This is a genomic window from Streptosporangium sp. G12 (genome assembly GCF_052983175.1).
In genome coordinates this window covers 127,245-153,023 of record NZ_JBRIQO010000018.1, presented here as the reverse complement: position 1 = coordinate 153,023, position 25,779 = coordinate 127,245, and the positions used below count along the sequence as shown (strand labels likewise).

Genomic DNA, 25,779 nt, shown 5'->3' with positions numbered 1-25,779 from the left:
CTGACCGTCCGGGGAGGGATCCCTACGGCTCGGTCGTGGACGGAGCGGGAAGCAGCGGGCTCAGCAGCGCGGCCAGGGTGAAGACACCGACGTTGTACCAGAGCGTCGTCGCGGTCGCCGTGCCGAACCGGTCCGCGAGGTCACCGGTTCCCGCGGAGGCCAGGGCGAAGAAGACGGCCCCGACGATCGTGATCCCGACCGCGGTGCCGAACTGGATGCCGGTGTTGACGACGCCGGAACCGGCACCGGCGTCGTCGGCGGGGACGTCGCCGAGCACCACGCCGGTGAGGATCGGCACGCACAGTCCCATGCCGAGACCGATGACCAGCTCGGCGGCCGCGACGTGCGGCCAGGCCAGATCGGATCCCAGGACCCGTACGGAGACGATCACGGCGAGGGTGCCCGCGGCCATCGTGAGCGCGCCCGTGCCGATGAGGCGGCGACCGTGTGCCGCACCGTGGCGCAACGCGAGGTGGGTGGTCGCGGTGATGCCGACGGGCCAGGCCAGCGTCACCAGCGCCGTGTGCAGCGGCGTCCACCCCAGGCCGGACTGCAGCTGGTAGGTCAGCACGAGGAAGAACGACGTCACGCCGGAGAAGAGCAGCAGCACCACGGCCATCCCGGCGGTGAACGACCTTCGCCGGAACAGCGTGGGCGGTACGAGCGCGGAACCGTCCCGGAGGTGACGGCGCCGCTGCTGGGCGGCGAACAGCACCAGGACCACGACCCCCGCGGCCATCGCGGCGAACGTCCAGGCGGGCCATCCCGCCACGGGACCCTGTACGAGCGGGTACATGATCCCCAGCGTGGCGAGCGTCACCAGGGCCACCCCCGCCAGGTCGAGCCGGAGCGGCCGCTCCGAGCGGGTCTCGGGCATGAACCGCACCGCCGCGCAGAAGGCGAGGACCCCGATGGGCACGTTGACGTAGAAGATCGCGCGCCAGCCTGAGCCCAGTACGTCGTACTCGGTCAGCAGCCCGCCCAGCAGCGGAGCGCTGACGCTGCCCATGCTGAGAACCGCGCCCAGAAGTGAGAACGCCAGGGTCCGCTCGGCGGGGGCGAACATGACGACGATGACCGACATCACCTGGGGCACCATCAACGCGGCCATCGCGCCCTGGGCGAGGCGACCGCCGACGAGCGCCTCCGGCGTCGTGGCGGCACCGCACGCGACGGAGGCGACGGTGAACCCGGCGACGCCGATCAGGAAGAGGCGCCGGCGGCCGAAGATGTCACCGAGCCGCCCGCCGGTGATCAGCAGCAGGGCGAACGCCAGGGCGTAGCCGGCGAGGCTCCACTGCGCGGTGGTGTGGTCGGCGCCGAGGTCGCGCTGTATGCGGGGCAGCGCGATGCCGAGGATGGTCGCGTCGACGTTGTCCATGAAGGCGGCGCTCAGGACGACGCCGAGAGCGATCCAGCGCCGGCGCGACACAGGAGGACCGGTTCTGGGTGGGGCGGCGGACATGGTTTCCTCCCGGAGGGTCGCCTATTCTTTTGGAGCCAAAATAGAGAGTCTCTTATTTAGAGTGTCTCTATTTTAGAGAGAATAGGAAGAGGGGTCCGCCATGTCAACGGAGCGGAAGAGCCGCATGGAGATGATCATGGCCGTGTCCGACCAGGGGCGCCTGACAGCCATGCGGGCGGCGCTGTTCCACGTCGGCGTCGCCGGCCGGGCCGGAATCAATGTGACCGACTTCAACTGCCTGGCCGTCCTCGACAAGGAGGGCCCCCTGACCCCGCACGACCTCGCCGTACGGATCGGGTTGACGCGCGGCGGCGCCATCACCGCGGTCGTGGACCGCCTGCAGAAAGCGGGGTACGTGCGCCGCAGCCGGGACGACGCCGACCGGCGTCGTGTCCTCGTCGAGCTGGTACGCGAGGGGCCCTACCGCGCGCTGCAGGAGATCCTGGCGGACGTCAACCGGGCCTACGCCGATCTCGTCGAGAGCTACGACGACGCGGAGTTGGCGATCATCCATGACTTCGCCGTCCGCGCCAACGAGGTCATGCGGAAGCAGACACAGCGGCTGTGGCGTGACTGAGAAACGCGGCGGGAGGAAACAACGGGGTAACACGACGGCGCCGCCCCCGGGGGAATCCGGAGACGGCGCCGTCGTGAGCGGTGGGGAGGGTCAGGTCTTCGAGCCGGAACGCTTGAAGATCTTGTTGCCCAGCCAGACCAGCGGGTCGTACTTGCGGTCGACGACGCGCTCCTTCATGGGGATCAGCGCGTTGTCAGTGATCTTGATGTGCTCGGGGCAGACCTCGGTGCAGCACTTGGTGATGTTGCAGTAGCCGAGACCGTGCTCCTCCTGGGCGGAGTCCTTGCGGTCGGCCACGTCGTACGGGTGCATGTCCAGCTCGGCGATCCGCATCAGGAAGCGCGGACCGGCGAAGTTGGTCTTGTTCTCCTCGTGGTCACGGATGACGTGACAGACGTTGTTGCACATGAAGCACTCGATGCACTTGCGGAACTCCTGGGACCGCTCGACGTCGATCTGCTGCATGCGGAACTCGCCCGGCTTCACGTCGGCCGGAGGGGTGAAGGACGGGATCTCCCTGGCCTTCTGGTAGTTGAACGACACGTCCGTGACCAGGTCCTTGATCACCGGGAACGTCCGCATGGGCGTCACGGTGATCGTCTCCTCCTCGGTGAAGGTGGACATCCGGGTCATGCATCCGAGCTTCGGCCTGCCGTTGATCTCCATCGAGCACGAGCCGCACTTGCCGGCCTTGCAGTTCCAGCGGACGGCCAGGTCGGGGGCCTGGGTGGCCTGAAGCCTGTGGATGATGTCGAGGACGACCTCGCCCTCGTTCACCTCGACCGTGAAGTCCTCAAGCTTGCCCTCGCCGCCCTCGCCCCGCCACACGCGGAACTTCGCCTTGTAACTCATGGTTACTCCTTGGCCAGCGCGTCAAAGGCGGCCAGCTCTTCCTCGGTGATGTACTTCTTCAGCTCGTCGCGGTCGAACAGTTTGATGAGGTCGTCCCGCATCGGCGGCTGCACCTGATCCTGCACCGTGACGCCGGAGCCGTCCGGGGTGAGACCGCACCGCAGGATCTTGGTCCGCCACTCGGACGACATGCCGGGGAAGTCGTCGCGCGTGTGACCGCCGCGGCTCTCCTGGCGCAACAGCGCCGCCTTCGCCACGCACTCCGAGACCAGGAGCATGTTGCGCAGGTCGAGGGCGAGGTGCCAGCCCGGGTTGTAGATGCGGCTGCCGGCCGCGCCGACGCCCTGGGCACGCTCCTTGAGCTTCTCCACCGCCTCCAGCGCCTCGGAGACCTCCTCGGCCTTGCGGATGATGCCGACCAGCTCGTTCATCGTCCGCTGCAGCTCGTGGTGGACCTCGTACGGGTTCTCGCCCGCGCGCTCCAGCGGGGCCAGCGCCTCCGCGCTCGCCTCGGCCACGGCCTCCTCGGAGATCTTCGGCCGGGCCGCCAGACCGTCCACGTACGAGGCCGCTCCCGCGCCCGCGCGGCGGCCGAACACCAGCAGGTCGGACAGCGAGTTGCCGCCCAGCCGGTTGGAGCCGTGCATGCCGCCGGAGACCTCACCGGCCGCGAACAGGCCGGGCACGTCCGCCGCGCCGGTGTCGGCGTCGACCTCGACGCCGCCCATGATGTAGTGGCAGGTCGGGCCGACCTGCATGGCCTCCTTGGTGATGTCGACGTCGGCCAGCTCCTTGAACTGGTGGTGCATCGACGGGAGCCGCTTGATGATCTCCGCGGCCGGGAGGCGGGTGGAGACGTCCAGGTAGACGCCGCCCTGGGGTGATCCACGGCCGGCCTTCACCTCGGAGTTGATGGCCCGCGCGACCTCGTCGCGGGGGAGCAGCTCCGGAGGGCGGCGGTTGTTGGCCTGGTCGGTGTACCAGCGGTCGCCCTCCTCCTCGCTGGTGGCGTACTTGTCCTTGAACACCTCGGGGATGTAGTCGAACATGAAGCGCTTGCCCTCGGAGTTTCTCAGTACCCCGCCGTCGCCCCGGACGGACTCGGTGACGAGGATGCCCCGCACCGAGGGCGGCCAGACCATCCCGGTGGGATGGAACTGGATGAACTCCATGTTGATCAGCTTCGCGCCGGCCAGCAGGGCCAGCGCGTGGCCGTCGCCGGTGTACTCCCACGAGTTGGACGTGACCACGTACGACTTGCCGATGCCGCCGGTGGCCAGCACGACCGCGGGGGCGTCGAACAGGATGAGCTTGCCGTTCTCCCGCCAGTAGCCGAAGGCCCCGGAGATCGCGCCGCTCCCGCCGGGCCCCGTCTCCTTGAGCAGGCGGGTCACCGTGCACTCCTGGAAGACCTTGATGTACGCCTCGGCGTCGCCGTGGAGCCTCTCGTCCTCCTGCTGGAGCGCGACCACCCGCTGCTGCAGGGTGCGGATCAGCTCCAGGCCCGTGCGGTCACCGACGTGAGCCAGCCGCGGGTACTCGTGCCCGCCGAAGTTGCGCTGGCTGATCTTGCCGTCCTTGGTGCGGTCGAACAGCGCGCCCCACGCCTCCAGCTCCCAGACCCGGTCGGGAGCCTCCTTGGCGTGCAGCTCGGCCATCCTCCAGTTGTTGAGGAACTTGCCGCCGCGCATGGTGTCACGGAAGTGCACCATCCAGTTGTCGTCGCTGTTGACGTTGCCCATGGCGGCGGCCGCGCCGCCCTCGGCCATGACCGTGTGCGCCTTGCCGAACAGCGACTTGCAGACGATCGCCGTCCGCTTGCCCTGTTGGCGGGCTTCGATGGCCGCCCGCAGACCCGCACCGCCGGCGCCGATGACGACGACGTCGTATTCGTGACGCTCGATTTCCACAGGAGATCCTTATGCGAACGAGAAGGCGATGATGCCCTTGGCGACCAGGCGCACGTACAGGTCGGCGCCCATGACGGAGAACATGGAGATCAGCGCGAGCTGCGAGTGCTTGGCGTTGAGCTTGGAGACGAAGCCCCAGGCCCGATAGCGGATCGGGTGCTTGGAGAAGTGGTTCAGGCGCCCGGCCGTGATGTGCCGGCAGGAGTGGCACGACAGCGTGTACAGGTTGATCAGGACCGCGTTGACGATCAGGATCCAGGTGCCCAGGCCGGCCGGCTTCTCGATCAGCGCCTTCACCGCGTCGTACGCGAGGACGAGGCCGACGACGATCGCCGCGTAGAAGAAGTAGCGGTGGATGTTCTGCAGGATCAGCGGGAACCGCGACTCACCGGAGTACTTCGTGTGCGGCTCGTTCACCCCGCAGGCCGGGGGCGAGAGCCAGAACCCCCGGTAGTAGGCCTTGCGGTAGTAGTAGCAGGTGAAGCGGAACCCCGCGGGAAGGCCGAGGATCAGCAGGCCGGGAGGCAGGGTGTACCAGTCGCCGAAGGGGGCGAGGCCGAACAGTCGCGCGTCCGGCGGACAGCTCGTCGCCAGACAGGGCGACGCGAACGGCGCGTGGTACGGCGATACGAAGTATTTTGTATCAAAGATCGCCCACGTGGCGTAGACGAGGAATGCCGTGAAAATGATGAACGTGACCAGCGGATAGCGCCACCACTGGTCGGTCCGCAGAGTGCGCTCCTTGATCTGCGCACGTTGCCTTCTGGCCGGGCTCTCGGCCGTTGTCTGGGTCATCGAGACCTCTCCACCTCCCGCGGACCCCGCTCGCCCAGGGGTCCGGGTTGTTTCAGTTGTGCCGCGCGTCCGGGCCATCGTCGCGCCGGCTCACACGTGCGCGCGCATGTTGGTGGGGGATACGTTACGACGGAGCCCAGGGGTTGTGTGTAAGGGGTCTCTCACAATTTCACTGACCCGGTGTGATTCCTGTCACGTTCGCCTGGCAGGAGCCCCTCGCCTGCGACGTCTCACGAGGTGGACGATCACAGGGAGGTCTCGGGAGGTTGTGGAGGCGGCTGTGGCGAGTGGGCGACCCCTGTCCTCCTCCCTCGCCCGTGCCCCGGCGGGCCGTCAGTAGTGCTGGCTGGAGTTGGGCAGCTTGACGACGGTCACGAAGAAGTCGTCGATCCGCCGGACCACGCTGATGAACTGGTCGAAGTCGACCGGCTTGGAGACGTAGGCGTTGGCGTGCAGGTTGTAGCTGCGCAGGATGTCCTCCTCGGACTCCGACGTGGTCAGCACGACCACCGGGATCCCGCGGAGCTTCTCGTCGGCCTTGATGTCCTGGAGCACCTCCCGGCCGTCCTTGCGGGGCAGGTTGAGGTCGAGCAGGATCAGGTCGGGCCGGGGCGCGTCGGCGTAGTCGCCCTCCTTGCGCAGGAAGGCCATGGCCTGCTCGCCGTCGTTGACCACGTGCAGCTTGTTGCGGACCTTGTTGAGCTCGAAGGCCTCCCGCGTCAGCAGGACGTCGCCCGGGTCGTCCTCGACCAGGAGCACGTCGATCCAGCGCAGGTCATTCATCGGTGTCTCCTGTGGGAAGGGTCCAGCGGAAGGTCGTGCCCGACGGGGCGGTCTTCCCGACGTTCTCGCTGTTCTCGGTCTTTTCGGCGATTGCGGTGTTCTCGGCGTTCTCGGCGTTCTCGACGTTCTCAGTGTGTCCGGTGTGCCCGACGTTCTCGGCGTTCTCGGCGTTCTCGGTGTTCCCGGGGCTTTCGGCGTTCTTGGCGGTCTCGCCGCCTCCGGCGCCTTCGGTGTCCACCCAGATGCGGCCACCGTGGTACTCGACGATCTTCTTGCAGAGCGCCAGCCCGATGCCCGTGCCCGCGTACACGTCCCGGCCGTGCAGGCGCTGGAAGATGAGGAAGATGCGGTCAGTGTATTTGCTGTCGATACCGATGCCGTTGTCGGTGCAGGAGAACTCCCACATGTCCCCGTCGCGCCGCACCCCGATGTGGATCACCGGCGGTTCCTGCGAGTGGAACTTGATCGCGTTGCCGATGAGGTTCTGGAAGAGCTGGGTCAGTTGCGCCCGGTTGCCGTACACCTCGGGCAGCTCGTCGTGGGTCACCGTCGCCCCGGCGTCCTCGATGGTGGCGCCGAGGTTGTTCAGCGCGGCCTTGAACGGCACGGTGGCGTCGATCCTGGTGCGCTCGCCGCCCATCCTGCCGACCCTGGAGAAGTCGAGCAGGTCGTTGATCAGCATCTGCATGCGCTTGGCGCCGTCGACGGAGAAGGCGATGTACTGCTTGGCGCGCTCGTCGAGCTGGTCGCCGTAGCGCTGTTCGAGCATCTGGGTGAAACTGGCCACCTTGCGCAGCGGCTCCTGCAGGTCGTGGCTGGCCACGTAGGCGAACTGCTCGAGCTCGCCGTTGGAGCGCTTCAGCTCCGCCGCCTGGTCCTCCAGCTTGCGCCGCGTCTCCGAGGACCGGCGCCACTCGGCGAGGATGCGGCGGCGCATCGCGTCGACATGGCCCGACAGCTCGGACAGCTCGGCCGGGCGTTCCACCCTGAGCTTGTGGTCGAAATCGCCCTGGGCGACCGCGCGGACCTGCTGGTTCAGCTCGGCCAGCGGGCGGAGCACCGCGTACCGCACGATGAGCACCGCGGCGATCCCGGCGACGACCAGCGCCGAGGCCACCCCGATGAGCGCGATGTAGAAGGCCTGCCAGCCGAGGTCGAGCCGGACGACGCCGGCCTCGTGCAGCCGGTTCAGATGGTTCTGGAGACCGGCGAGGGACTGGCGGATCTCGTTGAACCGGGTGGCGTTGATGGGGGCGTTCTGCCGGGCGGCGTCGGTCTTCAGGGTCGGTACGGCGGCGATGACCTTCTCCGCGTAGTCGCGCCGCCAGGCCTCTCCCGTCGCCTTCAACCGGACCACCTCGGCGGTGACCGCCTGCCGCTCCGGCATCCGGGGGAGCAGCGTGACGAGCGTTTCCAGCGAGGTCTTCTCCGCGGCGATCGCGTTCCGGTAGTCCCGCAGGGAGACTTCCTCGTTGGTCCTGCCGTACGCCCGCACCGAGCTCTCCTGCGAGGTCATCGCGTTGGAGATCTCCAGAAGGCGCAGCGCCGCCGGGTCGACGACGTCCACCAGCGTCTCCCTCGCCTCTCGCGTCTCCTCGATCGACTTGATCGTGACGACGGCGGAGACCATGAAGACCAGCGCGATGCCCACCCCGGCGAGCGTGAACCAGCGTCCCACCGGAAGGTTCCCGAACTTCTTCGCGGGGGTGAACGCGGGCAGGGGGCGAGGACTGAGGCCGTGATCCGGGCGCTCCGAACGGTCGGTCATCGTTTTCCGCTTCGAGAGATGAGCACGGTCGCCAGGTCGTCGCTGAGCGCGTCGCGGTTCAGCTCGATGACGCGTTCGATGAGCCGGTCGAGCTCGATCCCGCCCTGCTCCTGGACGAGCCTGAGCAGGCCCTCGGTACCGAGCAGGTCGGGCCCGCCGCCCACGGTGGCCTCGATCAGGCCGTCGGTGTAGAGCAGCAGCGACCAGTCGTCGCCGAGCGGAACGTCGATCGCCGTCCACTGGACGTCCTGGAAGATTCCCAGCGGGGGCCCCGAGGGGGTGCCGGGCACCACGCCGATCACGCCGTCGCGGATCAGCAGCGGCGGCGGGTGGCCGACCACGTGCATCCGCGCCCGGTCGAGCGTGGGGTCGATCGTGGCGATGCACAGAGTGGTGAAGATCTCCGCGGACTTGCGTTCCAGGCGGAGCACCGACTCCAGGGTGCCGAGCAGCTCGTTGCCGGTGTGCCCGGCCAGGACCAGGGTCCGCCAGGCGATCCTGAGCGCGACGCCCAGGGCGGCCTCGTCGGGCCCGTGCCCGCACACGTCGCCGACCACCACGTGGATGGCGCCGTCGGGGCTCTGCACGGTGTCCCAGAAGTCACCGGCCAGAAGGGCGCGCCTGCGTCCCGGCAGGTAGCGGGCCTGGTGGTCCAGGACCCCGGGGGCCAGCAGCGGGACCGGCAGGAGCCCGCGCTCGAGGCGGGAGTTCTCCTTGGTGAGCAGCTCGGCCTCGACGAGCTTGCGCTGGGCCAGGTCGGCGCGCTTGCGCTCTATCGAGTAGCGGATCGCCCGCGCCAGCAGGCGGGCCTCCACGTCCTGCTTGACCAGGAAGTCCTGGGCGCCGGCGGCGACGGCCTCCACGCCGACGTGGGTGTCGTTCAGGCCGGTCAGCACGAGCACGGCGGCGTGCGGAGCCATCGACAGCACCTGCTCCAGCGCCTCGAGGCCGGTCGCGTCGGGCAGGGAGAGGTCGACGAGCACGCACCGCACGTCCTCGGTGAGGCGCTCCCGGCTCTCGGCCATGCTGCGCACCCAGATGATCTTGGGTGGGTTGTCCGCCTCGCTGAGCAGTTCCTCCACGAGGAAGGCGTCGCCCGCGTCGTCCTCGATGAGGAGGAGTGTGAGCGTTTCATTGGCGGGGGCGGTCACTGACGCCTCTTCGTGAGATCGGGAGAACCTGTCGACGCTACGTAGAATAGTGTGACACCGGGACTTAGAGGGTGTTGATCAGTTCCCGTGATCCACGCGGCCGATATCGTGACCTGCCGCACGTCAGGAACGCGCCACAGCGGCTGTCGAGCACCCGTCGAGCACCCGTCGAGCGCCCACCCGGCCGCCGGGCATCCATGGCCGCTGCCCGGTCGCACGGCCCGCAAACCCCCGCCGTCGCACGCGGCGAGCGCCCGCGCCGCGTGCCGCGGTGACGGTTTCCGGAGCGGATCCGCTGGACGGGGGCCGGCTCTCGGTGATCAGCTCTCGGCGACCGGCGACCGGCGACCGGCGACCGGCGACCGGCGACCGGCGACCGGCGACCGGCGACCGGCGACCGGCGACCGGTTCTCGGTGATCAGCTCTCGGTGATCAGGTCGAGTCCCTGGGGGAGGCTGCCGTCGCGGGCGGCCTCGGTGAGGAAGAGGAGCAGGGCCGAGCGGAAGGCCTGCGCGGCGCGGGTGGGCTCGACGTCCTTGCGGTGCGCGATGGCTATGGTGCGGCGCAGCCCGGGGGGCGCCAGCGGCGTCCCGGCCAGTCCCGGGCGGCCGTCCAGCACCATCGAGGGAACCAGCGCGATCCCCAGCCCGGCCTCCACGAAACGCAGCACGGCGTCCATCTCGCCGCCCTCCACCGCGAACCTGGGCTCGAACCCGGCCTGCCTGCAGGCGCTGAGCGTCGCCTCCCGCAGGTCGTACCCGCGCCTGAACATCACCATCGGCCGCCGCCGCAACTCCTCGATGCGCACGTACGGCCGGCGGGGGTGATCGTTCGAAGGGGAGGCGACGACGAGGTTCTCCCGCAGGATCTCCTCGGTGACGAGGGCGGGGTCGTCGCTGTGCAGCGGCATGATGATCAGTGCCAGGTCGAGCTGGCCGCGGGCGAGGGTGCGGACCAGGTCGCGGGAGCCGCCCTCCTCCACGAACAGCTCGATGCCGGGGTAGGCGTGGTGGAACCTGGCCAGCGCGTCGGCGAGCAGCCCGGCGCAGAGCGAGGGGGTCGCGCCCAGCCGGACCCGTCCCCGGCGCAGTCCCGCGAGCTCGCCGACCTCGCTCCTGGCGGTCTCGGCGTCGGCCAGCATCCTGCGGGCCAGCGGCAGCAGCGCCTCACCCGCCGGGGTCAGCGTGACGTTCCCCCGGGCGCGGCTGAACAGCGGCGCGCCGAGCTCGGCCTCCAGGGCCTTGATCTGCTTGCTCAGCGAAGGCTGGGCGACGCGCATTCCCTCGGCGGCCTGGGTGAAGTGCCGGGCCTCGGCGACCGCCACGAAGTAGGCGAGTTGCTGGAGCTGCACGTTTCCCTAGCGTAGAGGCTCCTCCGCGTACGGCTCCCCCGGTGTGCGCGTCGCCGGGGGCGCGAGTCGCCGGGCGGGTGAGGTCCTGAGCGCCGAGGATCCGCCGGGGACCTCGAGCGCCCGGAATCCCGGACGCGGGACCCTAGCGCACCGGCCCCGCGGCCTCGGATCCGGGGCGGGGGGTGGTGTGCGAGACGATGTGAGGCTTTGGCGAGGAAGGTGTGAGATTGCTCGCACCACCCTGGGGCCGCGGCCGCGGAAGCCTCAGGGAAGCAGAGTTAATAGCCGCAGGCTATGGAAACCACATCCATGATGACTTGGACGCCGGTAAACCCTCCTACCTAGCGTGACGAACGTGACTGCCACGATTGAGCGCGGATCCGCCACCGCGTCGGTGAAACCCCCGGCGGACGCCCCAGTGAAGCCGGCGCCGCCCAGGCGGCGGGGCGGTTTCCTCCGCTCCTCCAACGGCAAGAAGGCCGTGATGGCCGTCACGGGCGCCTTGATGGTGCTCTTCCTTGTCGGCCACATGGTCGGAAACCTCAAGAGCTTCTTCGGCGCCGAGTCCTTCAACTCCTACGCGGCCTTCCTGCGGACCGTGGGCGAGCCGATCCTCCCGTACCGCACCCTGCTGACCCTCATCGAGATCGGACTGGTCGTCACGGTCGGGCTGCACATGTGGTCGGCGATCTCCCTGGCCCGGCGGGCGCGCAAGGCCCGTCCGGTCAAGTACGCGGCCAGGCGCAAGTCCCGGGCGAGCGGCTACGCGGTCCACACCATGCGCTACGGCGGCGTCGTCATCGTGCTGTTCGTGGTCTACCACCTGCTGGACCTGACGTTCGGCGCGGTCAACCCGGCGGGTGCCGGCTCCACCCCGTACGAGCGCCTGGTCGAGGGCTTCGCGCCGTCCCGCTGGTGGATCACCCTGTTCTACGTGCTCGCGGTCGTCATGGTCGGCCTGCACCTGCGCCACGGCCTGTGGAGCGCCTTCCAGACGCTCGGCCTGGCGGGCCGCCGCAGCTACCGCTCGCTGAGGGCCGCCGCCACGGGCCTGTCGGCGCTGCTGGTCGTCGGCTTCCTCGCGGTCCCGGTCGCGGTCGTCATCGGAGTGATCAAGTGAGCGGGGCCCGGCGTGACGGGCACGACGGCGTACGAGGAGCGGATCTCCCGTACGGCGGACGAGAGGCGGATCTTCCGCATGGCGAGCGAGGAGCGGTGAGCGGGGCATGACCACGGGATACACAGAGGGCGCGCCGATCCGCGACACCAAGGCCCCCGACGGCCCGATCGAGGACCGCTGGGAGAAGCGCAAGTTCGGCGCCAAGCTGGTCAACCCGGCCAACAAGCGCAAGCTCAACGTCATCGTCGTGGGCACGGGGCTGGCGGGCGGCTCGGCCGCCGCGACCCTCGGCGAGCTGGGCTACAACGTCAAGTCCTTCTGCTACCAGGACACGCCCCGGCGCGCGCACTCCATCGCGGCCCAGGGCGGCATCAACGCGGCCAAGAACTACCGGGGCGACGGCGACTCGATCTACCGGCTGTTCTACGACACGGTCAAGGGCGGCGACTTCCGCGCCCGCGAGTCCAACGTCTACCGGCTCGCCCAGGTCAGCGTGAACATCATCGACCAGGCCGTGGCCCAGGGCGTGCCGTTCGCCCGCGAGTACGGCGGCCTGCTCGACACCCGCTCCTTCGGCGGCGCGCAGGTCTCCCGCACCTTCTACGCCAGGGGCCAGACGGGCCAGCAGCTGCTGCTCGGCGCCTACCAGGCGCTGGAGCGGCAGATCGCGGCCGGGACCGTCGAGATGCACACCCGTCACGAGATGCTCGACCTGATCGTCTCCGACGGCCGGGCGCGCGGCGTCATCGTCCGCGACATGGTCACCGGCGAGATCGAGCGGCACCTGGCCGACGCGGTCGTGCTGGCCAGCGGCGGGTACGGCAACGTGTTCTTCCTGTCGACCAACGCCAAGGGCTGCAACACCACGGCGATCTGGCGGGCGCACCGGCGCGGCGCGATGTTCGCCAACCCCTGTTACACCCAGATCCACCCGACCTGCATCCCGGTCAGCGGCGAGTACCAGTCGAAGCTGACCCTGATGTCGGAGTCGCTGCGCAACGACGGCCGCGTGTGGGTGCCGCTGGAGCGGGGCGACACCCGCCCGGCCTCGGAGATCCCCGAGGAGGAGCGCGACTACTACCTGGAGCGCATCTATCCGGCGTTCGGCAACCTGGTCCCGCGCGACATCGCCTCCCGCGCCGCCAAGAACGTCTGCGACGAGGGCCGCGGAGTCGGCCCCGGCGGGCTGGGCGTCTACCTCGACTTCGCCGACGCGATCCGCCGGCTGGGCCGCGACGCGGTGGAGAAGAAGTACGGCAACCTCTTCGAGATGTACGAGCGCATCACCGGCGAGGACCCCTACGCCCAGCCGATGCGCATCTACCCGGCCGTCCACTACACGATGGGCGGCCTGTGGGTGGACTACGACCTGCAGTCCACGATCCCGGGCCTGTTCGTGATCGGCGAGGCCAACTTCTCCGACCACGGCGCCAACCGCCTCGGCGCGTCCGCGCTGATGCAGGGCCTGGCCGACGGCTACTTCGTGCTGCCGACCACGATCGGCGACTACCTCGCGAACGGCCCGTACGGCGAGGTCGACGAGGAGGCCGTGGCCGAGGCCGAGGTCGCGGTGCGCGAGAAGATCGCCAGGCTGCTGTCGAACGACGGGGACCGCACCGCCGACTCCTACCACCGCGAGCTGGGCAAGATCATGTGGGACTACTGCGGCATGGAGCGTACCGAGGAGTCGCTGCGCAAGGCCCTGGAGCGGATCCCCGAGCTGCGCGAGGAGTTCTGGAGGAACGTGAAGGTCTCCGGCGAGGCCGGAGAGCTCAACCAGGCGCTGGAGCGGGCCGGGCGGGTGGCCGACTTCTTCGACCTGGCCGAGCTGATGTGCATCGACGCGCTGCACCGCACCGAGTCGTGCGGCGGCCACTTCCGCGCCGAGTCGCAGGACGCCGACGGCGAGGCCCTGCGCGACGACGAGCACTTCGCCTACGTCGCCGCCTGGGAGTACGGGGAGCAGGGCCCGATCCTGCACAAGGAAGATCTCGACTACGAGTACGTCAAGATGAGCCAGCGGAGTTACAAGTGAACCTGACACTCAAGGTCTGGCGGCAGAACGGTCCCGAGGACAAGGGCCGCATGGTCACCTACCGGGTCGAGGACGTGTCCCCGGACATGTCCTTCCTGGAGATGCTCGACGTCCTCAACGAGCGGCTCATCCTGGAGGGCGACGACCCGGTCGCCTTCGACCACGACTGCCGCGAGGGCATCTGCGGCATGTGCGGCATGGTCATCAACGGTGTCGCGCACGGCGAGCAGGTGGCCACCACCACCTGCCAGCTGCACATGCGGCACTTCGAGGACAACGCGGTCATCACCATCGAGCCGTGGCGCGCCGCGCCCTTCCCGGTGGTGAAGGACCTGGTCGTGGACCGCTCGGCGTTCGACCGCATCATCCAGGCGGGCGGCTTCGTCTCCGTCCCGGCGGGATCGGCCCCCGACGCGCACAGCGTCCCGGTGAAGAAGGTCGACGCCGACGCGGCGTTCGACGCGGCCACCTGCATCGGCTGCGGCGCCTGCGTCGCCGCCTGCCCGAACGGCTCGGCCTCCCTCTTCACCGCCGCCAAGATCACCCACCTGGGTCTGCTGCCGCAGGGCCAGCCCGAGCGCGACTCCCGCGCCAAGGCCATGGTCGAGCAGATGGACGCGGAGGGCTTCGGCGGCTGTACCAACACCGGCGAGTGCACGGCGGTCTGCCCCAAGGGCATCCCGCTGGACACCATCGCCCAGATGAACCGCGACTACCTGCGCGCCGCCAAGTAGGTTCCCCGGAGACGGGAGTCGCCCCTGTCGGGGGCGGCTCCCGTTCTCCCGTTCCGGATCGGGGTCGCCCCGGCCTGTCGCCGGCACGAACCGATCGCAGAGGAGAGAACCCGCGATGAGTCCAGAACCGACGTCGCCCCAGGCGGTCGCCGAGCGCATGGTCGAGGTCCCCGCGGGGAGGACCTTCCTGCGGGACGAGGGGACGAAGAGGATCTGGAAGGTCGAGATCGAGGCCTTCCGGCTGGCGCCGCATCCCGTGACCCGCGAGCTGTACCGCGCCGTCCTGGGCGAGGTGCCCGCGAGCCCGGCGGGCCCCCGGACGCCGGTGACCGAGGTCTCCTGGATGGAGGCGGTCCGGTTCTGCAATCTCCTCTCCCTGGCGGCGGGTCTCGACCCCTGTTACTCGGTGGGCGACGACCGTGACGGGCAGGACGTGGCCTGCGACCGGGGGGCCGACGGCTATCGCCTCCCCTCCGAGGCCGAGTGGGAGTACGCGTGCAGGGCCGGGACCTCCGGCGTCCGCTACGGGGAGCTGGACGACATCGCCTGGCACCGGGGGAACTCCGGCGGCGAGGTGCGCGACGTCGCGACCAGGGCGCCGAACGCGTGGGGCCTCCACGACATGATCGGCAACGTGTGGGAGTGGTGCTGGGACGTCTACGATCCCGAGGTCTACGGCCCGTACCGCGTGTTCCGTGGCGGAGGCGCGTACGACCTCCCCCGGGGATGCCGGGCGTCGTGCCGCCGCAAGAGCCACCCGACCTTCCGCGTCGACGACCTCGGGTTCCGGCTCGCCCGATCGCGCTGAGCGCTGAGCGGTACGGGGAGAACGGTACGCGGTGAGCGGGGACGGTGAGCGGGGACGGTGAGCGGGTACGCGCCCACCCGCCGGCCGCGTACCCGGCCTCCCAAGTCGGTGCGGCTAGCCGAGCTCGGCGACGATCTCCCGTCGCAGGCTCGCGGCGTCGAGGCCCGCGTCGGCCAGCACCTTGCTGCCCAGCCCCTGTCCCTCGCGCAGGATGCCCAGGAGGATGTGGCCGTCGCCGATGTAGTTGTGCTTGAGGTTGATGGCCTCGCGCAGGGACAGCTCCAGGGTCTTCTTCGCCCGGGGGCTGAAGCGGATGTGGAAGCCGCCGAGCACGCGGCCCCGCCGCTCGGTGTCGGGCCTGCGGTCCAGGGCGCCCGGCCCGAAGGCCGCCTCCACCTTCTCCCTGATGGCCGACAGGTCGATGCCGATCGACTCCAGCGCCTCGGCGTCGAGCGCGTCGCCCGGCTTCTGCGGGGTGAGGCGGACGACCGACCGGTAGGCGCCGTCGTGGTCGAGGCCGTGACGGCCCAGCACCCGCGCGGAAAGACTTTCCGGCTGGCCGAGCAGTCCGAGCAGGATGTGCTCGGTGCCGATGACGTCGTGCCGCAGCCTGCGGGCGTTCTCCTGCGCGAGGGTCACCGCCTGGCGGGCCTCGCGGTGGAACCGTTCGAACATCGCTATCTCTCCCGTCTCAGCAAACCTCGGCCACCCGCGTACTTCTTGTGCACCGCCTGCCGGGTCACTTCCAGGCAGTGCGCGATCTCCTGCCAGGACCAGCCCTGGTCCCGTGCGTTCTCCACCTGGAGGGCCTCCAGCCGGTCGACCAGCGTCCGCAGGGCCCGCACGGCTCGCAGGCCCACGGCCGGATCGCGGCTACCGGCGTCGGATGCCAGTTGCGCCGTATCACTCATGCCGTCAATCTAAGTTGACGCGAGCCGTTTGTCAACTCTGATTGACGGCGACACGCCCGAGGGTCGAAAATGATTTGCCTGGTCAGGGCGGAGTTTGTAACCCTTGCATGGCCATGCGCTCCTTACCCGCCGCCGATCCCGGCGTTCCCGATGCCCGCAGCCCGGTCAGATACCTGCGGTGGGTGATCCGCATGCAGGGGGGCCCGATGCTCCTCGGCATCGCCTACGCCGTCCTGTGGTGGCTCGCGATGGCGCTCGTGCCGTACGCGATGGGCAAAGGGATCGACGCCATCACGGCCAGGGACGTGTCGTCCCTGGCCACCTGGGGCGGGGTGGTGCTCGCCCTGGGGATCGCGCAGGCCGTCACGGGCGTCCTGCGTCACCGGATGGCCGTCTACAACTGGCTGGCCGCCGCCTACCGGACCGTCCAGGTCACCGCCAGGCAGTCGACCCGGCTGGGCGCGACCCTGCCCAAGCGCATGTCCACCGGCGAGGTGGTCAGCGTCGGCAACTCCGACATCGCCCACATCGGCAACGCGGTCGACATCCTGATCCGGGGCAGCGGCGCGGCCGTCGCCATCGCTGTCGTGACCGTCATCCTGATGAGCAGCTCGCCGCCGCTCGGCCTGATGGTCCTGGTGGGCCTGCCCCTCATGGCGGTCGCCGTCGCCCCCCTGCTCAAGCCGCTGCACCGCCGTCAGAACGCCCACCGCGACCTGCAGGGCGACCTGTCCACCCGCGCCGCCGACATCGTCACCGGCCTGCGGGTGCTGCGCGGCATCGGCGGCGAGCGGGTCTTCGCCGACCGTTACGGCGCCGAGTCCCAGCGGGTGCGTCACGCGGGCGTGCGGGTGGCCGCCGTCGAGTCCCTGCTGGAGGGCGCGCAGGTCCTGCTGCCGGGACTGCTGGTCACCGGCGTGACCTGGCTCGGCGCGACCTTCGCGATGCGCGGCGAGATCAGCGCCGGTCAGCTCGTCGCCTTCTACGGTTACGCCGCCTTCCTGATCGCACCCGTGCGCACCCTCACCGAGGCCGCCGACAAGCTGACCAAGGGGCACGTCGCCGCCCGCAGGGTGGTGCGCATCCTCGCGCTGCGGCCCGAGGTGGAGGGCGGCACCGGGCGCTCCGAGGGCGGCCTGCTGCGCGACGTGGCCTCCGGGGTGGCCGTGCGTCCCGGCGTGCTCACCGCCGTCGCGGCGGCCGTTCCCGAGGAGGCGGCGACCATCGCCGACCGGCTCGGCCGCTACAGCGAGGGCGACGTCGACTTCGGCGACGTGGCGCTGGAGACCCTGCCGATCTCCGAGGTGCGCCGCCGGGTCCTCGTCGCCGACAACGACGCCAAGCTGTTCGCCGGAGTGCTCAGGGAGGAGCTCGACGTCACCGGCCGGGCCACGGACGAGGAGCTCGACCAGGCCCTGCGGACCGCGTGCGCCGAGGACATCGTCGAGGCGCTGCCCGGCGGTCTCGACGGACGCGTCGCCGAGGCGGGCCGGGAGTTCTCCGGCGGCCAGCAGCAGCGGCTCCGGCTCGTCAGGGCGCTCACCCTCGACCCGGAGGTGCTCATCCTCATCGAGCCCACCAGCGCGGTCGACGCCCACAGCGAGGCGCGTATCGCCGACCGGCTGGTCAAGGCCCGCGCCGGCAAGACCACGCTGGTCTGCACGACCAGCCCGCTGGTGCTCGACCGCACCGACCACGTCATCTACGTCGAGGGAGGCGTCGTGCGCGCCGAGGGCACGCACCGGGAGCTGCTCGCCGCCCACCCGGGTTACACCGCCGTCGTCACCCGGGGAGAGACGTCATGAGCAGGCAGATCCTGCCCGTCGCCGACCAGGCGCAGGTCCGGGCGTACGCCCGCAGGCTCACCCTGAAGTACCCCCGCGACCTGACAGTGGCGCTGGTCCTGCATGCCCTGGCCGCCGTCGCGGGCCTGGCGGTGCCGTGGCTGCTCGGCGGTCTCGTCCAGGGCGTCCACGACGGCTCGGGGATCGACGTCACCCAGGTGGCACTGGCCATCGGCGGCTTCGTGGTCGCCCAGGCGGTGCTGGTCAGGTTCGCCGTCTACGCCTCCTCCAGGCTCGGCGAGAAGGTCCTCGCCGAGCTGCGCGAGGAGTTCGTCGAGCGGGTGCTCGGCCTGCCGCTGTCCACGGTCGAGCGCGCCGGGTCGGGCGACCTGATCTCGCGGACCTCGCGTGACGTCGACTCGCTGTCGCGCACGGTGCGGCACGCCGTGCCCGAGACGCTGATCGCGCTGGTCACCTGCGTGATCACCGTCGGCGCGCTGGTGCTGGTCGGGCCGTTGCTCGCGCTGCCCTCGCTGCTGGCCGTCCCCATCCTGTGGATCTCCACCCGCTGGTATCTCAAGCGGGCCAGGGACGGTTACCTGCGCGAGAGCGCGGCGTACGCCGACATGACCGACGGCCTGGCCGAGACGGTCAACGGCGCCCGCGCCGTGGAGGCCCTGGGCCTGCAGCGGCGGCGCCACCAGCGCACCGACGCCGACATCGCCGAGTCGTGGGCGGCCGAGAGATACACGATGGGGCTGCGCACGGTCTGGTTCCCCTCGGTCGAGCTCGGCTACGTGATCCCGATCGTGGCGACGCTGGTCATCGGCGGCCTCTTCTACATCCAGGGGTGGGTCTCGCTGGAGCAGGTCACCGCCGCCACGCTGTACGTCCAGCAGCTCATCGACCCGCTCGACCGGCTGCTCATGTGGATCGACGAGCTCCAGGTCGGCGGCGCCTCCATGGCCCGCCTGCTGGGCGTCGCCGAGGTGCCCGACGACCGCGAGCCCGGCTCCGCCGCCCCCGAGGGCAGCGAGCTGAAGGCGGACGGCGTCCGCTACGCCTACCGCGAGGGCCACGACGTGCTGCACGGCATCGACCTGACGGTCAGGCCCGGCGAGCGGCTCGCCATGGTCGGCCCGTCAGGGGCCGGCAAGTCCACGCTGGGACGCCTGCTCGCGGGCGTCCACGGACCCCGCACCGGAGAGGTCACGGTCGGCGGCGTCCCGCTGGTGGAGCTGCCCCTGGACGACCTGCGCGGCCATGTCGCCCTGGTGACCCAGGAGCACCACGTCTTCCGGGGCACCGTACGCGACAACGTGCTGATCGCCCGGCCGGACGCCGACGACGCGCGGGTCCGCGAGGTGCTGGAGGCCGTCAACGCCTGGGAGTGGGTCGAGGCCCTGCCGGAAGGACTCGACACGGCCGTCGGCTCCGGCGGCGAGTCCATCCCCGCCGCCCAGGCGCAGCAGCTGGCCCTGGCCCGGCTGGTCCTGGCCGACCCGCACACCCTCGTCCTCGACGAGGCCACCTCGCTGATCGACCCCCGCGCCGCCCGCCACCTGGAACGCTCGCTCGCCGCCGTCCTCGACGGCCGTACGGTCATCGCCATCGCCCACCGCCTCTACACGGCCCACGACGCCGACCGCGTCGCGGTGGTGGAGGACGGCCGCATCAGCGAGCTCGGCTCCCACGACGAGCTGGTCGCGGCGGGGGGCTCGTACGCGGCGCTGTGGAGCAGCTGGCACGGCTCCTCCAGGTGAGAGCGGGTTCCTGTGGCTCTCACCTGGAGGCGCGCCGTCCCCGGTTCGTTCCGCGCGCTTTCCGGGACGCGGGTCAGGGGGCGGAGAGGATCGGGACCTTGCGCCGGATGAGGTCGGCGAGGGCGGCGTGGCCCTGCCGGTTGAGGTGCAGCACCGCGACGCCGCCCTCCTGGCCGGGGGCGAGGGCGTCGAATCCCCGGTAGAACGGGTCGGTCGACTCGCACAGCGAGTGCCCGGCGAACTCGGGGCGCAGGGTCGTCGAGTTCAGGTGCGGGCCGACGAACCGGACGTCGATCCCGCGTGCTCTGGCGGCCTGCGCGGTCCTGGCCAGGGTCGCGTCCAGCGCGCCGGAGACCTTGGCACCCGCCAGGCGCTCCTCGGCGCTGAGGACACCGGCGTCGCAGATCGGGTCGAGTGGTACGCCGGTGGCGTTCTGGCCACGGGTGACCGCCCTGCCGTACCCGGTCATGACGATCTGGGCGCGGGGGCTGCGGCGCCTGATCTCGGTGAGGAGGCCGCTCAGGGACCGCTTCAGGGCGGGCATGCGGTCGAGGATCGCCGCGGTGGGCGCGCCCGTGCAGTCCGCCTGGACGCACACGTTGCCGTATCCGGCGAAGTCGATGTCGTTGCCGCCGATGTTCAGCGTCACCAGATCGGTGTTCCGGCGGAGCGCGTCGAGTTGCGGGGGTTCCCCCTTGAACGTCTGCCGCAGATCCTGGACGGCCGCGCCGCTGCACATGACGTTGGCGAATTTCACATTCGTGCCGCGCTGCCGGAGCTCCTCGACGAGGATCGCGGAGGAGGAGTTGCGGCTGCGGTAGCAGGTCCCCTCGGTGCCCGGCTCGTAGTCCCCGGCCCCCGTGCCGGATCCGTAGGAGTCGCCCAGCGCCACCACGTCGAAGGACGGTGTGACACCGGTCGCCGCGGCGGCGGCGGGGGCCGCCGTCCCGGCGACCAGGACGAGGCCCGCGAGGCCTGCGGCGATTCTCGTGCGAGTGACCATCATCAGTGGTGGATCCTCCCGTGAAGACGACGAAGGCCACGGCGACAGGGATCGGCCCCGCCCCGTGGCGCCTCCCCCTGCGAAGTGCGGATTCGTGCCGGTGCGCCCATGGTCCGGAACCTGGCCTGGAAGGCAAGGAATCCCGTCGGCTGTACGGACCACTCGCGCCCGGTTTGGGCACTTATGTTAGGACCGTCGTGTTGACGAAATCTTGAAAGACGGCAGATTCGGTATAGCGGGCCGTCCGCAATGGCCGGGGGTAGACGTGCCTGTCACGTCCGAAGCGCTTCGGCCCGGGAAGCTACACTCTCGCCCCATGGGTATAGGCCGCATCCTCTATCTCACCTTCGGCTGCATAGTGCTGTGCATAGCCTTTTTGCTGGCCATGGAGGAGGAGGACCCCAACAACATGCCACGGGCACAGGTCTTCGCGCTGGGGGGCATCGCGTTGATGGTCGCCGGCGCCGCCTGCGGAGCCGCCGAGCGCCGGACCGCTCGCCTTCCGCAGCCTCCCCCGCAGCCCCCGGCTCCGCAGCACTACCCGCCGCAGGGGCACGCCCCTCAGCAGGGTTACGCCCCGCAGGGTTACACCGCCCCGCAGGGCCACAACCTCCAGCAGGGTTACACCGCCCCGCAGGCGTACACCCCGCAGCAGGGCTACACCGTTCCCTACCCTCCCGGCCAGAACCACTGAGGCCTCGGTAAGGCTCGGGCCCGAGCCTTACCGAGGAGAGCTCAGGAGAGCGCCTTCTTCAGGAAGTCGACCTGGAGCAGCAGCAGGTTCTCCGCCACGGCCTCCTGCGGGGTCATGTGGGTGACCCCCGACAGCGGCAGCACGTTGTGCGGGCGGCCCGCGGCCAGCAGGGCCGAGGACAGACGCAGGGTGTGCGCGGCGACCACGTTGTCGTCGGCCAGGCCGTGGATCAGCAGGAGGGGGCGGTCCAGCTTCTCCGCGTCGGCGAACAGGGACGAGGAGTCGTAGTGGCCCTCGTCGGGGTGGCCGAGGTAGCGCTCGGTGTAGCAGGTGTCGTACAGGCGCCAGTCGGTCACCGGGGCCCCGGCGACGGCCGCGTGGAACACGTCGGGGCGGCGGAGCACGGCCAGGGCGGCCAGGTAGCCGCCGAACGACCAGCCCCGGATGCCGACCCGCGACAGGTCCAGGTCGTCGGGGAACCGCGCGGCGGCGCCGTGCAGGGCGTCGATCTGGTCCTCCAGGACCGGGGTGGCCAGGTCGTGCAGGACGGCCCGCTCGAACTCGGGGCCGCGGCCCGGGGTGCCCCGGCCGTCGGTCACGACCACCGCGAAGCCCTGGTCGGCGAACCACTGGCTGGTCAGGTGCGCTCCGGCCGCGGCCAGCACGCGCTGGGCGTGCGGTCCGCCGTACGGGTCCATGAGGACCGGCAGCCTCGCCGAGCCGGGCACATGGCCGGAGGGCAGGAGCACGGCGGTGGCCAGGTCGCGCTCGCCCGCCCTGATCAGGGAGACCCGCAGGTCCAGGCTGGGGCGCTCGGCGTGCGAGACGATGTGGCCGCGGGGCGTGCCGTTGTGCAGGACGCGGGTGACCGAGCCCTCGCTGTCGAGGGTCTGGCCGGTGATCACGAGGGTGCCGCCCGCGGTGTGGCCGCTGTAGACGCCGCCCTCGGCCGGGCTGACAAGGGTGATCTGGCCCCTCCGGTAGGCCCAGACGGCGATCTCGGTGGGTTCCCCGCTCGCCCGGAAGAGCACGGTCTCGCCGTCGATGTCGAGGATCTCGCGGACCTGGAGGGTGGGCGGCGTGACGGGGGAGTCGCCGACGACGAGGCGGTGGCCGCCCTCCGAGGTAGCGGCCCAGACGAGGCTGCCGTCGGACAGGTGGCCGGGGACGCCGGTGACGACGTCGACCCAGGCGGGGTCGGTGTCCTCGCGCACGGCCGTGGAGGTACCGGTGGCCGGGTCGACGTCGAGCAGCCGCATGGTCCGCTGGTCGCGCGTCATGGTGACGATCGACAGGCCGTGGGTGTCCCAGGTGGCGTTGACCAGGTACTCGTCGTCGAAGGGCACGGCGACGCGGGCCCCGTCGAGGGTGAGGACGAAGAGCTCGACCCCGGCGTTGGCCGTACCCGCGGAGGGGTAGCGCTGCTCGGCGGCGGGACGGGCCGGGTTGGCCGGGTCGGCGATGTGCCAGCGCTGCACCGGCGACTCGTCGGCCCGCTCGACCAGGATCGCGTCGCCGGACGGCGACCACCAGTAGCCCCGCATGCGGTCCATCTCCTCGGCGGCGATGAACTCGGCCAGGCCGTACGTCACCTCCGGGGACTCGGGGCGGGCCAGCGCGTGGTCGACCTCGTCCTCCAGGTCCTGGATGTGGAACGCGCCGCCGGTCACGTAACCGACGTGGACGCCGGTGGGGGACATCCGGGGGTCGATCACCGGCCCGGAGGTCTTCAGCCGCCGTACGAGGGCCGTCTTCAGGTCGACGACGTAGAGACCGCCGGAGAGCGCGAACGCCGCGACGGTCACCGCGGCGTCGGTGCTGTACCCGACGACGCCCCCGGCCTGCTCGCGGCTCCGCTCGCGGCGCGCCCGCTCCGCGGGCGGCAGGTCCTCCTCGTCCGCCGCCAGGGCGCGCGGGTCGACGATCAGGCGTTCCGCGCCGCTGAGGACGTCGTACTCCCACAGGCAGGTCACCGGGTCGAAGCCGCTCCTGCTCCGGAGGAACACGACGCGGTCACCGCCCGGGGCGATCGTGAAGCCGCGCGGCACTCCAAGGGTGAATCGACGGGTTCTGGCGTGCAGGCGAGGGAAGCTCTCACTCATACGAGCCATCTTGCCAGTTCCGCATCGAGTGTCTTGTTTCCGAGGCGTGGAGGGACCGGGAATCCGGCGTTCCGCACGATGGGCGGCGTCGATACCCTCGGACGCATGACTGATCGGCGCCTGATGCTCGTGCACGCCCATCCGGACGACGAGACGATCGGCAGCGGAGCCACCATGGCCAGGTACGCCGCCGAGGGCGCGCACGTCACGCTGGTGACCTGCACCCTGGGGGAGGAGGGGGAGGTGATCCCCCCGGAGCTCGCCCACCTGGCCGCCGATCGCGACGACACCCTGGGCGAGCATCGCGTCGGGGAACTCGCCGCGGCCTGCGCGGCGCTCGGCGTCACCGACCACCGGTTCCTGGGCGGTCCCGGCCGCTGGAGGGACTCCGGCATGATGGGCGTCGCCTCCAACCACAGGGCGAACGCCTTCTGGCGGGCCGATCCGGACGAGGCGGCGGGCGAGCTCGTGAGGATCATCCGCGAGGTGCGGCCCCAGGTGCTCGTCACCTACGACGAGAACGGTTTCTACGGTCACCCCGACCACATCCAGGCCCACCGCGTCGCCTGGCGGGCCGTCGAGCTGGCCGCCGACCCGGCGTTCGAACCGGTGTCCGGACCGGGGCCCGGAGCGGTCTCCGGACCGAAGGCCGGATCGGGATCCGAACCGGGATCCGGTGCGGGCGGGCCGTGGCGGGTCGCCAAGATCTACCACACCGCCATGCCCCGATCCGTGATGTACAGGACCGAGGAGGCGATGCGCGAGAGGGGCGCCCCCTTCCTCGCCGAGCCGGTCGACGACCTGCCGTTCGGCTGCGAGGACAAGGACGTCACCACCGAGATCGACGCCCGCGCCCACGTCGGCCGGAAGATCGACGCGATGCGGGCGCACGCCACCCAGATCAGCGTGAGCCCGCCCTGGTTCGCCCTGTCCAACAACGTCGGCCAGGAGGTGCTCGGGGTCGAGCACTTCATCCTCCGCTCCGGCGCGCCGGGGCCCGCCGGTCCCGGAGCGCCGATCGAGGCGGGAGGGCTCGGCGAGCCGTACGACCGCGAGGACGACCTCTTCGCCGGGATCGACTAGCCTCGATGCTTGTGATGGAGCAGGTACCAGCCGTGCGTGAGCCCTCGGAGACGGTCGTCACCGTGGCGGCCAACGCCGTGCTCGTCATGCTCGGGCTCCTGATGGGCGTCCTCGGCGGGTTCCAGCACTCCTGGTACGTCAGGCCCGTCCCGATCTCCGCCATCGTCTGCCTCGCCCTGCTGTTCGCGGTGACCTACGGGGCGGGCCGGATGACGCGCGGCAAGGCGGCGCCCCTGTCGTTCGCGGCGGGCTGGGCGCTGGTCACCGTGATCTGGATCTCCGCGCGGCCGGAGGGGGACCTGGTCATCGCCAACGACCTGTCCGGCTACCTCTACCTCTACGGGGGCCTGGTGGCGGTCGTGACGGGGGTCCTGCTCTCGCCGTCGGCCGCCGTGGCCGGGTCGTGGCTGCTCACCCCGCATGGGTACGGCTCCGGACCGCGATCCTCACCCGTACCGCAGGCACCGCCCGGCCCACCCGTACCGCCGGGCCCGACCGCTCCCTGACGACCTCGTCACACGCGGGAAAAGCGGGGAAAGGGCGGGAAAGGCCGGGGAAAGCCACTGTCGCGGGTCGGCCGGATGACGCACAATCCCGGTATGCGGCGGTTGCATCGGGTACGGCGGACGCTCAACTACGTCAACCTGTCCACCCCACTGGGGCTGCTCCTGGCACGCCTCGGCCGTGCCCGGGTGACCGCCGGGCCCGACGGGCTGATCCTGGCGTACGGCTACCGCTTCCGGTTCCCGATCGCCTCGGCGTTCACCGTGGGCAACGTGGTGCTGACCAAGCACCCGGAGGGGTTCCTCACCGGCGCCCTGCTCAGGCACGAGGACCGGCACGCCTCCCAGTACATGTGCTGCGTGGGCCTGCCGATGCTCCCGCTCTATCTCGTCGCGGTGGTCGTCTCCATGATGATCTGCGGCAACCAGGCCTCGTGGAACCTCTTCGAGCGGCTGGCGAACCTGGAGGACGGCAACTACACCCGCAGATCTCCCTGGTGGTTTCACACTAGACCCCCGCAAAAGGAATGAATCTCTCTGGGAGGGGATCTACAAGGGGTGAGCTGTTGATGACCGAAGGGGGCCGC

The 25,779-nt window shown here is 70.5% G+C and carries 23 protein-coding genes; 11 read left to right on the top strand and 12 right to left on the bottom strand.

The genetic code is table 11. The features are described 5' to 3' along the window. Positions 1 to 22: 22 nt before the first annotated feature. The gene (locus ACVCAG_RS26850; RefSeq protein WP_440085574.1) at positions 23 to 1,465 is read right to left on the bottom strand and encodes an MFS transporter; all 1,443 of its coding nucleotides are present in this window, start codon (positions 1,463 to 1,465) and stop codon (positions 23 to 25) included. Between the two features lie 100 nt (positions 1,466 to 1,565). Between ACVCAG_RS26850 and ACVCAG_RS26845 the strand changes: the two genes are divergently transcribed. Beyond that, entirely contained in the window at positions 1,566 to 2,042 is a 477-nt protein-coding gene (locus ACVCAG_RS26845; RefSeq protein ID WP_440085573.1) for a MarR family transcriptional regulator, read from the top strand. A 90-nt stretch (positions 2,043 to 2,132) separates the two neighbouring features. Here the strand turns inward: ACVCAG_RS26845 and ACVCAG_RS26840 are convergent, their stop codons facing one another. From ACVCAG_RS26840 to ACVCAG_RS26810, 7 genes are all read right to left on the bottom strand, one after another. Further along, positions 2,133 to 2,894, bottom strand: coding sequence for a succinate dehydrogenase/fumarate reductase iron-sulfur subunit (locus ACVCAG_RS26840; protein ID WP_362685199.1), 762 nt, complete (start codon positions 2,892 to 2,894; stop codon positions 2,133 to 2,135). A gap of 2 nt (positions 2,895 to 2,896) precedes the next feature. Beyond that, a complete protein-coding gene (locus ACVCAG_RS26835; protein WP_447190484.1) occupies positions 2,897 to 4,804 on the bottom strand; it encodes a fumarate reductase/succinate dehydrogenase flavoprotein subunit in 1,908 nt (635 codons plus the stop codon). Between the two features lie 9 nt (positions 4,805 to 4,813). Further along, positions 4,814 to 5,599, bottom strand: a complete 786-nt coding sequence (locus tag ACVCAG_RS26830) for a hypothetical protein (protein ID WP_440085571.1) — start codon at positions 5,597 to 5,599, stop codon at positions 4,814 to 4,816. Positions 5,600 to 5,932: 333 nt separating this feature from the next. Next, complete coding sequence (locus ACVCAG_RS26825; protein ID WP_362685208.1) at positions 5,933 to 6,382, bottom strand: response regulator; 450 nt, start codon at positions 6,380 to 6,382, stop codon at positions 5,933 to 5,935. Then, entirely contained in the window at positions 6,375 to 8,150 is a 1,776-nt protein-coding gene (locus ACVCAG_RS26820; protein ID WP_440085570.1) for an ATP-binding protein, read from the bottom strand. Before ACVCAG_RS26820 ends, ACVCAG_RS26825 begins: the two co-directional genes overlap by 8 nt. Beyond that, positions 8,147 to 9,301 carry a SpoIIE family protein phosphatase gene (locus tag ACVCAG_RS26815; protein WP_440085569.1) on the bottom strand — a complete coding sequence of 385 codons (1,155 nt, stop codon included), beginning with the start codon at positions 9,299 to 9,301 and terminating at the stop codon, positions 8,147 to 8,149. Before ACVCAG_RS26815 ends, ACVCAG_RS26820 begins: the two co-directional genes overlap by 4 nt. Before the next feature lie 418 nt (positions 9,302 to 9,719). Beyond that, positions 9,720 to 10,652, bottom strand: coding sequence for a LysR substrate-binding domain-containing protein (locus ACVCAG_RS26810; RefSeq protein ID WP_440085568.1), 933 nt, complete (start codon positions 10,650 to 10,652; stop codon positions 9,720 to 9,722). Positions 10,653 to 11,007: 355 nt separating this feature from the next. Between ACVCAG_RS26810 and ACVCAG_RS26805 the strand changes: the two genes are divergently transcribed. From ACVCAG_RS26805 to ACVCAG_RS26790, 4 genes are all read left to right on the top strand, one after another. After that, positions 11,008 to 11,772, top strand: coding sequence for an EscU/YscU/HrcU family type III secretion system export apparatus switch protein (locus tag ACVCAG_RS26805; protein WP_440085567.1), 765 nt, complete (start codon positions 11,008 to 11,010; stop codon positions 11,770 to 11,772). A 106-nt stretch (positions 11,773 to 11,878) separates the two neighbouring features. Then, the gene (locus ACVCAG_RS26800) at positions 11,879 to 13,807 is read left to right on the top strand and encodes a fumarate reductase/succinate dehydrogenase flavoprotein subunit (protein WP_440068396.1); all 1,929 of its coding nucleotides are present in this window, start codon (positions 11,879 to 11,881) and stop codon (positions 13,805 to 13,807) included. After that, positions 13,804 to 14,541 (top strand): succinate dehydrogenase/fumarate reductase iron-sulfur subunit, encoded by a 738-nt coding sequence (locus ACVCAG_RS26795; RefSeq protein ID WP_440085566.1) that lies wholly within the window; start codon positions 13,804 to 13,806, stop codon positions 14,539 to 14,541. The genes ACVCAG_RS26800 and ACVCAG_RS26795 overlap by 4 nt, the downstream gene beginning before the upstream one ends. A 115-nt stretch (positions 14,542 to 14,656) precedes the next feature. After that, entirely contained in the window at positions 14,657 to 15,349 is a 693-nt protein-coding gene (locus tag ACVCAG_RS26790) for a formylglycine-generating enzyme family protein (RefSeq protein ID WP_440085565.1), read from the top strand. Positions 15,350 to 15,463: 114 nt separating this feature from the next. Here the strand turns inward: ACVCAG_RS26790 and ACVCAG_RS26785 are convergent, their stop codons facing one another. Together ACVCAG_RS26785 and ACVCAG_RS26780 are read right to left on the bottom strand one after the other, a co-directional pair. Beyond that, entirely contained in the window at positions 15,464 to 16,024 is a 561-nt protein-coding gene (locus tag ACVCAG_RS26785) for a Clp protease N-terminal domain-containing protein (protein ID WP_440085564.1), read from the bottom strand. Between the two features lie 2 nt (positions 16,025 to 16,026). Beyond that, positions 16,027 to 16,260, bottom strand: a complete 234-nt coding sequence (locus ACVCAG_RS26780; RefSeq protein ID WP_362685234.1) for an RNA polymerase subunit sigma-70 — start codon at positions 16,258 to 16,260, stop codon at positions 16,027 to 16,029. A 113-nt stretch (positions 16,261 to 16,373) separates the two neighbouring features. Here ACVCAG_RS26780 and ACVCAG_RS26775 point away from each other — a divergent pair, with 113 nt between their 5' ends. Together ACVCAG_RS26775 and ACVCAG_RS26770 are read left to right on the top strand one after the other, a co-directional pair. Further along, positions 16,374 to 18,065, top strand: coding sequence for an ABC transporter transmembrane domain-containing protein (locus ACVCAG_RS26775; RefSeq protein WP_440085563.1), 1,692 nt, complete (start codon positions 16,374 to 16,376; stop codon positions 18,063 to 18,065). After that, entirely contained in the window at positions 18,062 to 19,807 is a 1,746-nt protein-coding gene (locus ACVCAG_RS26770; protein WP_440085562.1) for an ABC transporter transmembrane domain-containing protein, read from the top strand. The genes ACVCAG_RS26775 and ACVCAG_RS26770 overlap by 4 nt, the downstream gene beginning before the upstream one ends. Before the next feature lie 73 nt (positions 19,808 to 19,880). On the opposite strand, the gene ACVCAG_RS26765 is transcribed toward ACVCAG_RS26770, so the two are convergent. Next, the gene (locus ACVCAG_RS26765) at positions 19,881 to 20,813 is read right to left on the bottom strand and encodes a GDSL-type esterase/lipase family protein (protein WP_440085561.1); all 933 of its coding nucleotides are present in this window, start codon (positions 20,811 to 20,813) and stop codon (positions 19,881 to 19,883) included. Positions 20,814 to 21,126: 313 nt separating this feature from the next. On the opposite strand from ACVCAG_RS26765, the gene ACVCAG_RS26760 reads away from it, so the two are divergent. After that, entirely contained in the window at positions 21,127 to 21,504 is a 378-nt protein-coding gene (locus ACVCAG_RS26760; RefSeq protein WP_440085560.1) for a hypothetical protein, read from the top strand. A 41-nt stretch (positions 21,505 to 21,545) separates the two neighbouring features. On the opposite strand, the gene ACVCAG_RS26755 is transcribed toward ACVCAG_RS26760, so the two are convergent. Further along, complete coding sequence (locus tag ACVCAG_RS26755) at positions 21,546 to 23,606, bottom strand: prolyl oligopeptidase family serine peptidase (RefSeq protein ID WP_440085559.1); 2,061 nt, start codon at positions 23,604 to 23,606, stop codon at positions 21,546 to 21,548. 105 nt (positions 23,607 to 23,711) lie between these two features. Here ACVCAG_RS26755 and mshB point away from each other — a divergent pair, with 105 nt between their 5' ends. The 3 genes from mshB to ACVCAG_RS26740 all read left to right on the top strand — a co-directional run bounded on the left by mshB (position 23,712) and on the right by ACVCAG_RS26740 (position 25,723). Beyond that, positions 23,712 to 24,689 carry an N-acetyl-1-D-myo-inositol-2-amino-2-deoxy-alpha-D-glucopyranoside deacetylase gene (gene mshB / locus ACVCAG_RS26750; RefSeq protein WP_440085558.1) on the top strand — a complete coding sequence of 326 codons (978 nt, stop codon included), beginning with the start codon at positions 23,712 to 23,714 and terminating at the stop codon, positions 24,687 to 24,689. A gap of 14 nt (positions 24,690 to 24,703) precedes the next feature. Continuing rightward, positions 24,704 to 25,195, top strand: coding sequence for a DUF6113 family protein (locus tag ACVCAG_RS26745; protein ID WP_440085557.1), 492 nt, complete (start codon positions 24,704 to 24,706; stop codon positions 25,193 to 25,195). 93 nt (positions 25,196 to 25,288) lie between these two features. Further along, entirely contained in the window at positions 25,289 to 25,723 is a 435-nt protein-coding gene (locus ACVCAG_RS26740) for a hypothetical protein (protein WP_440085556.1), read from the top strand. Positions 25,724 to 25,779 lie beyond the last annotated feature (56 nt).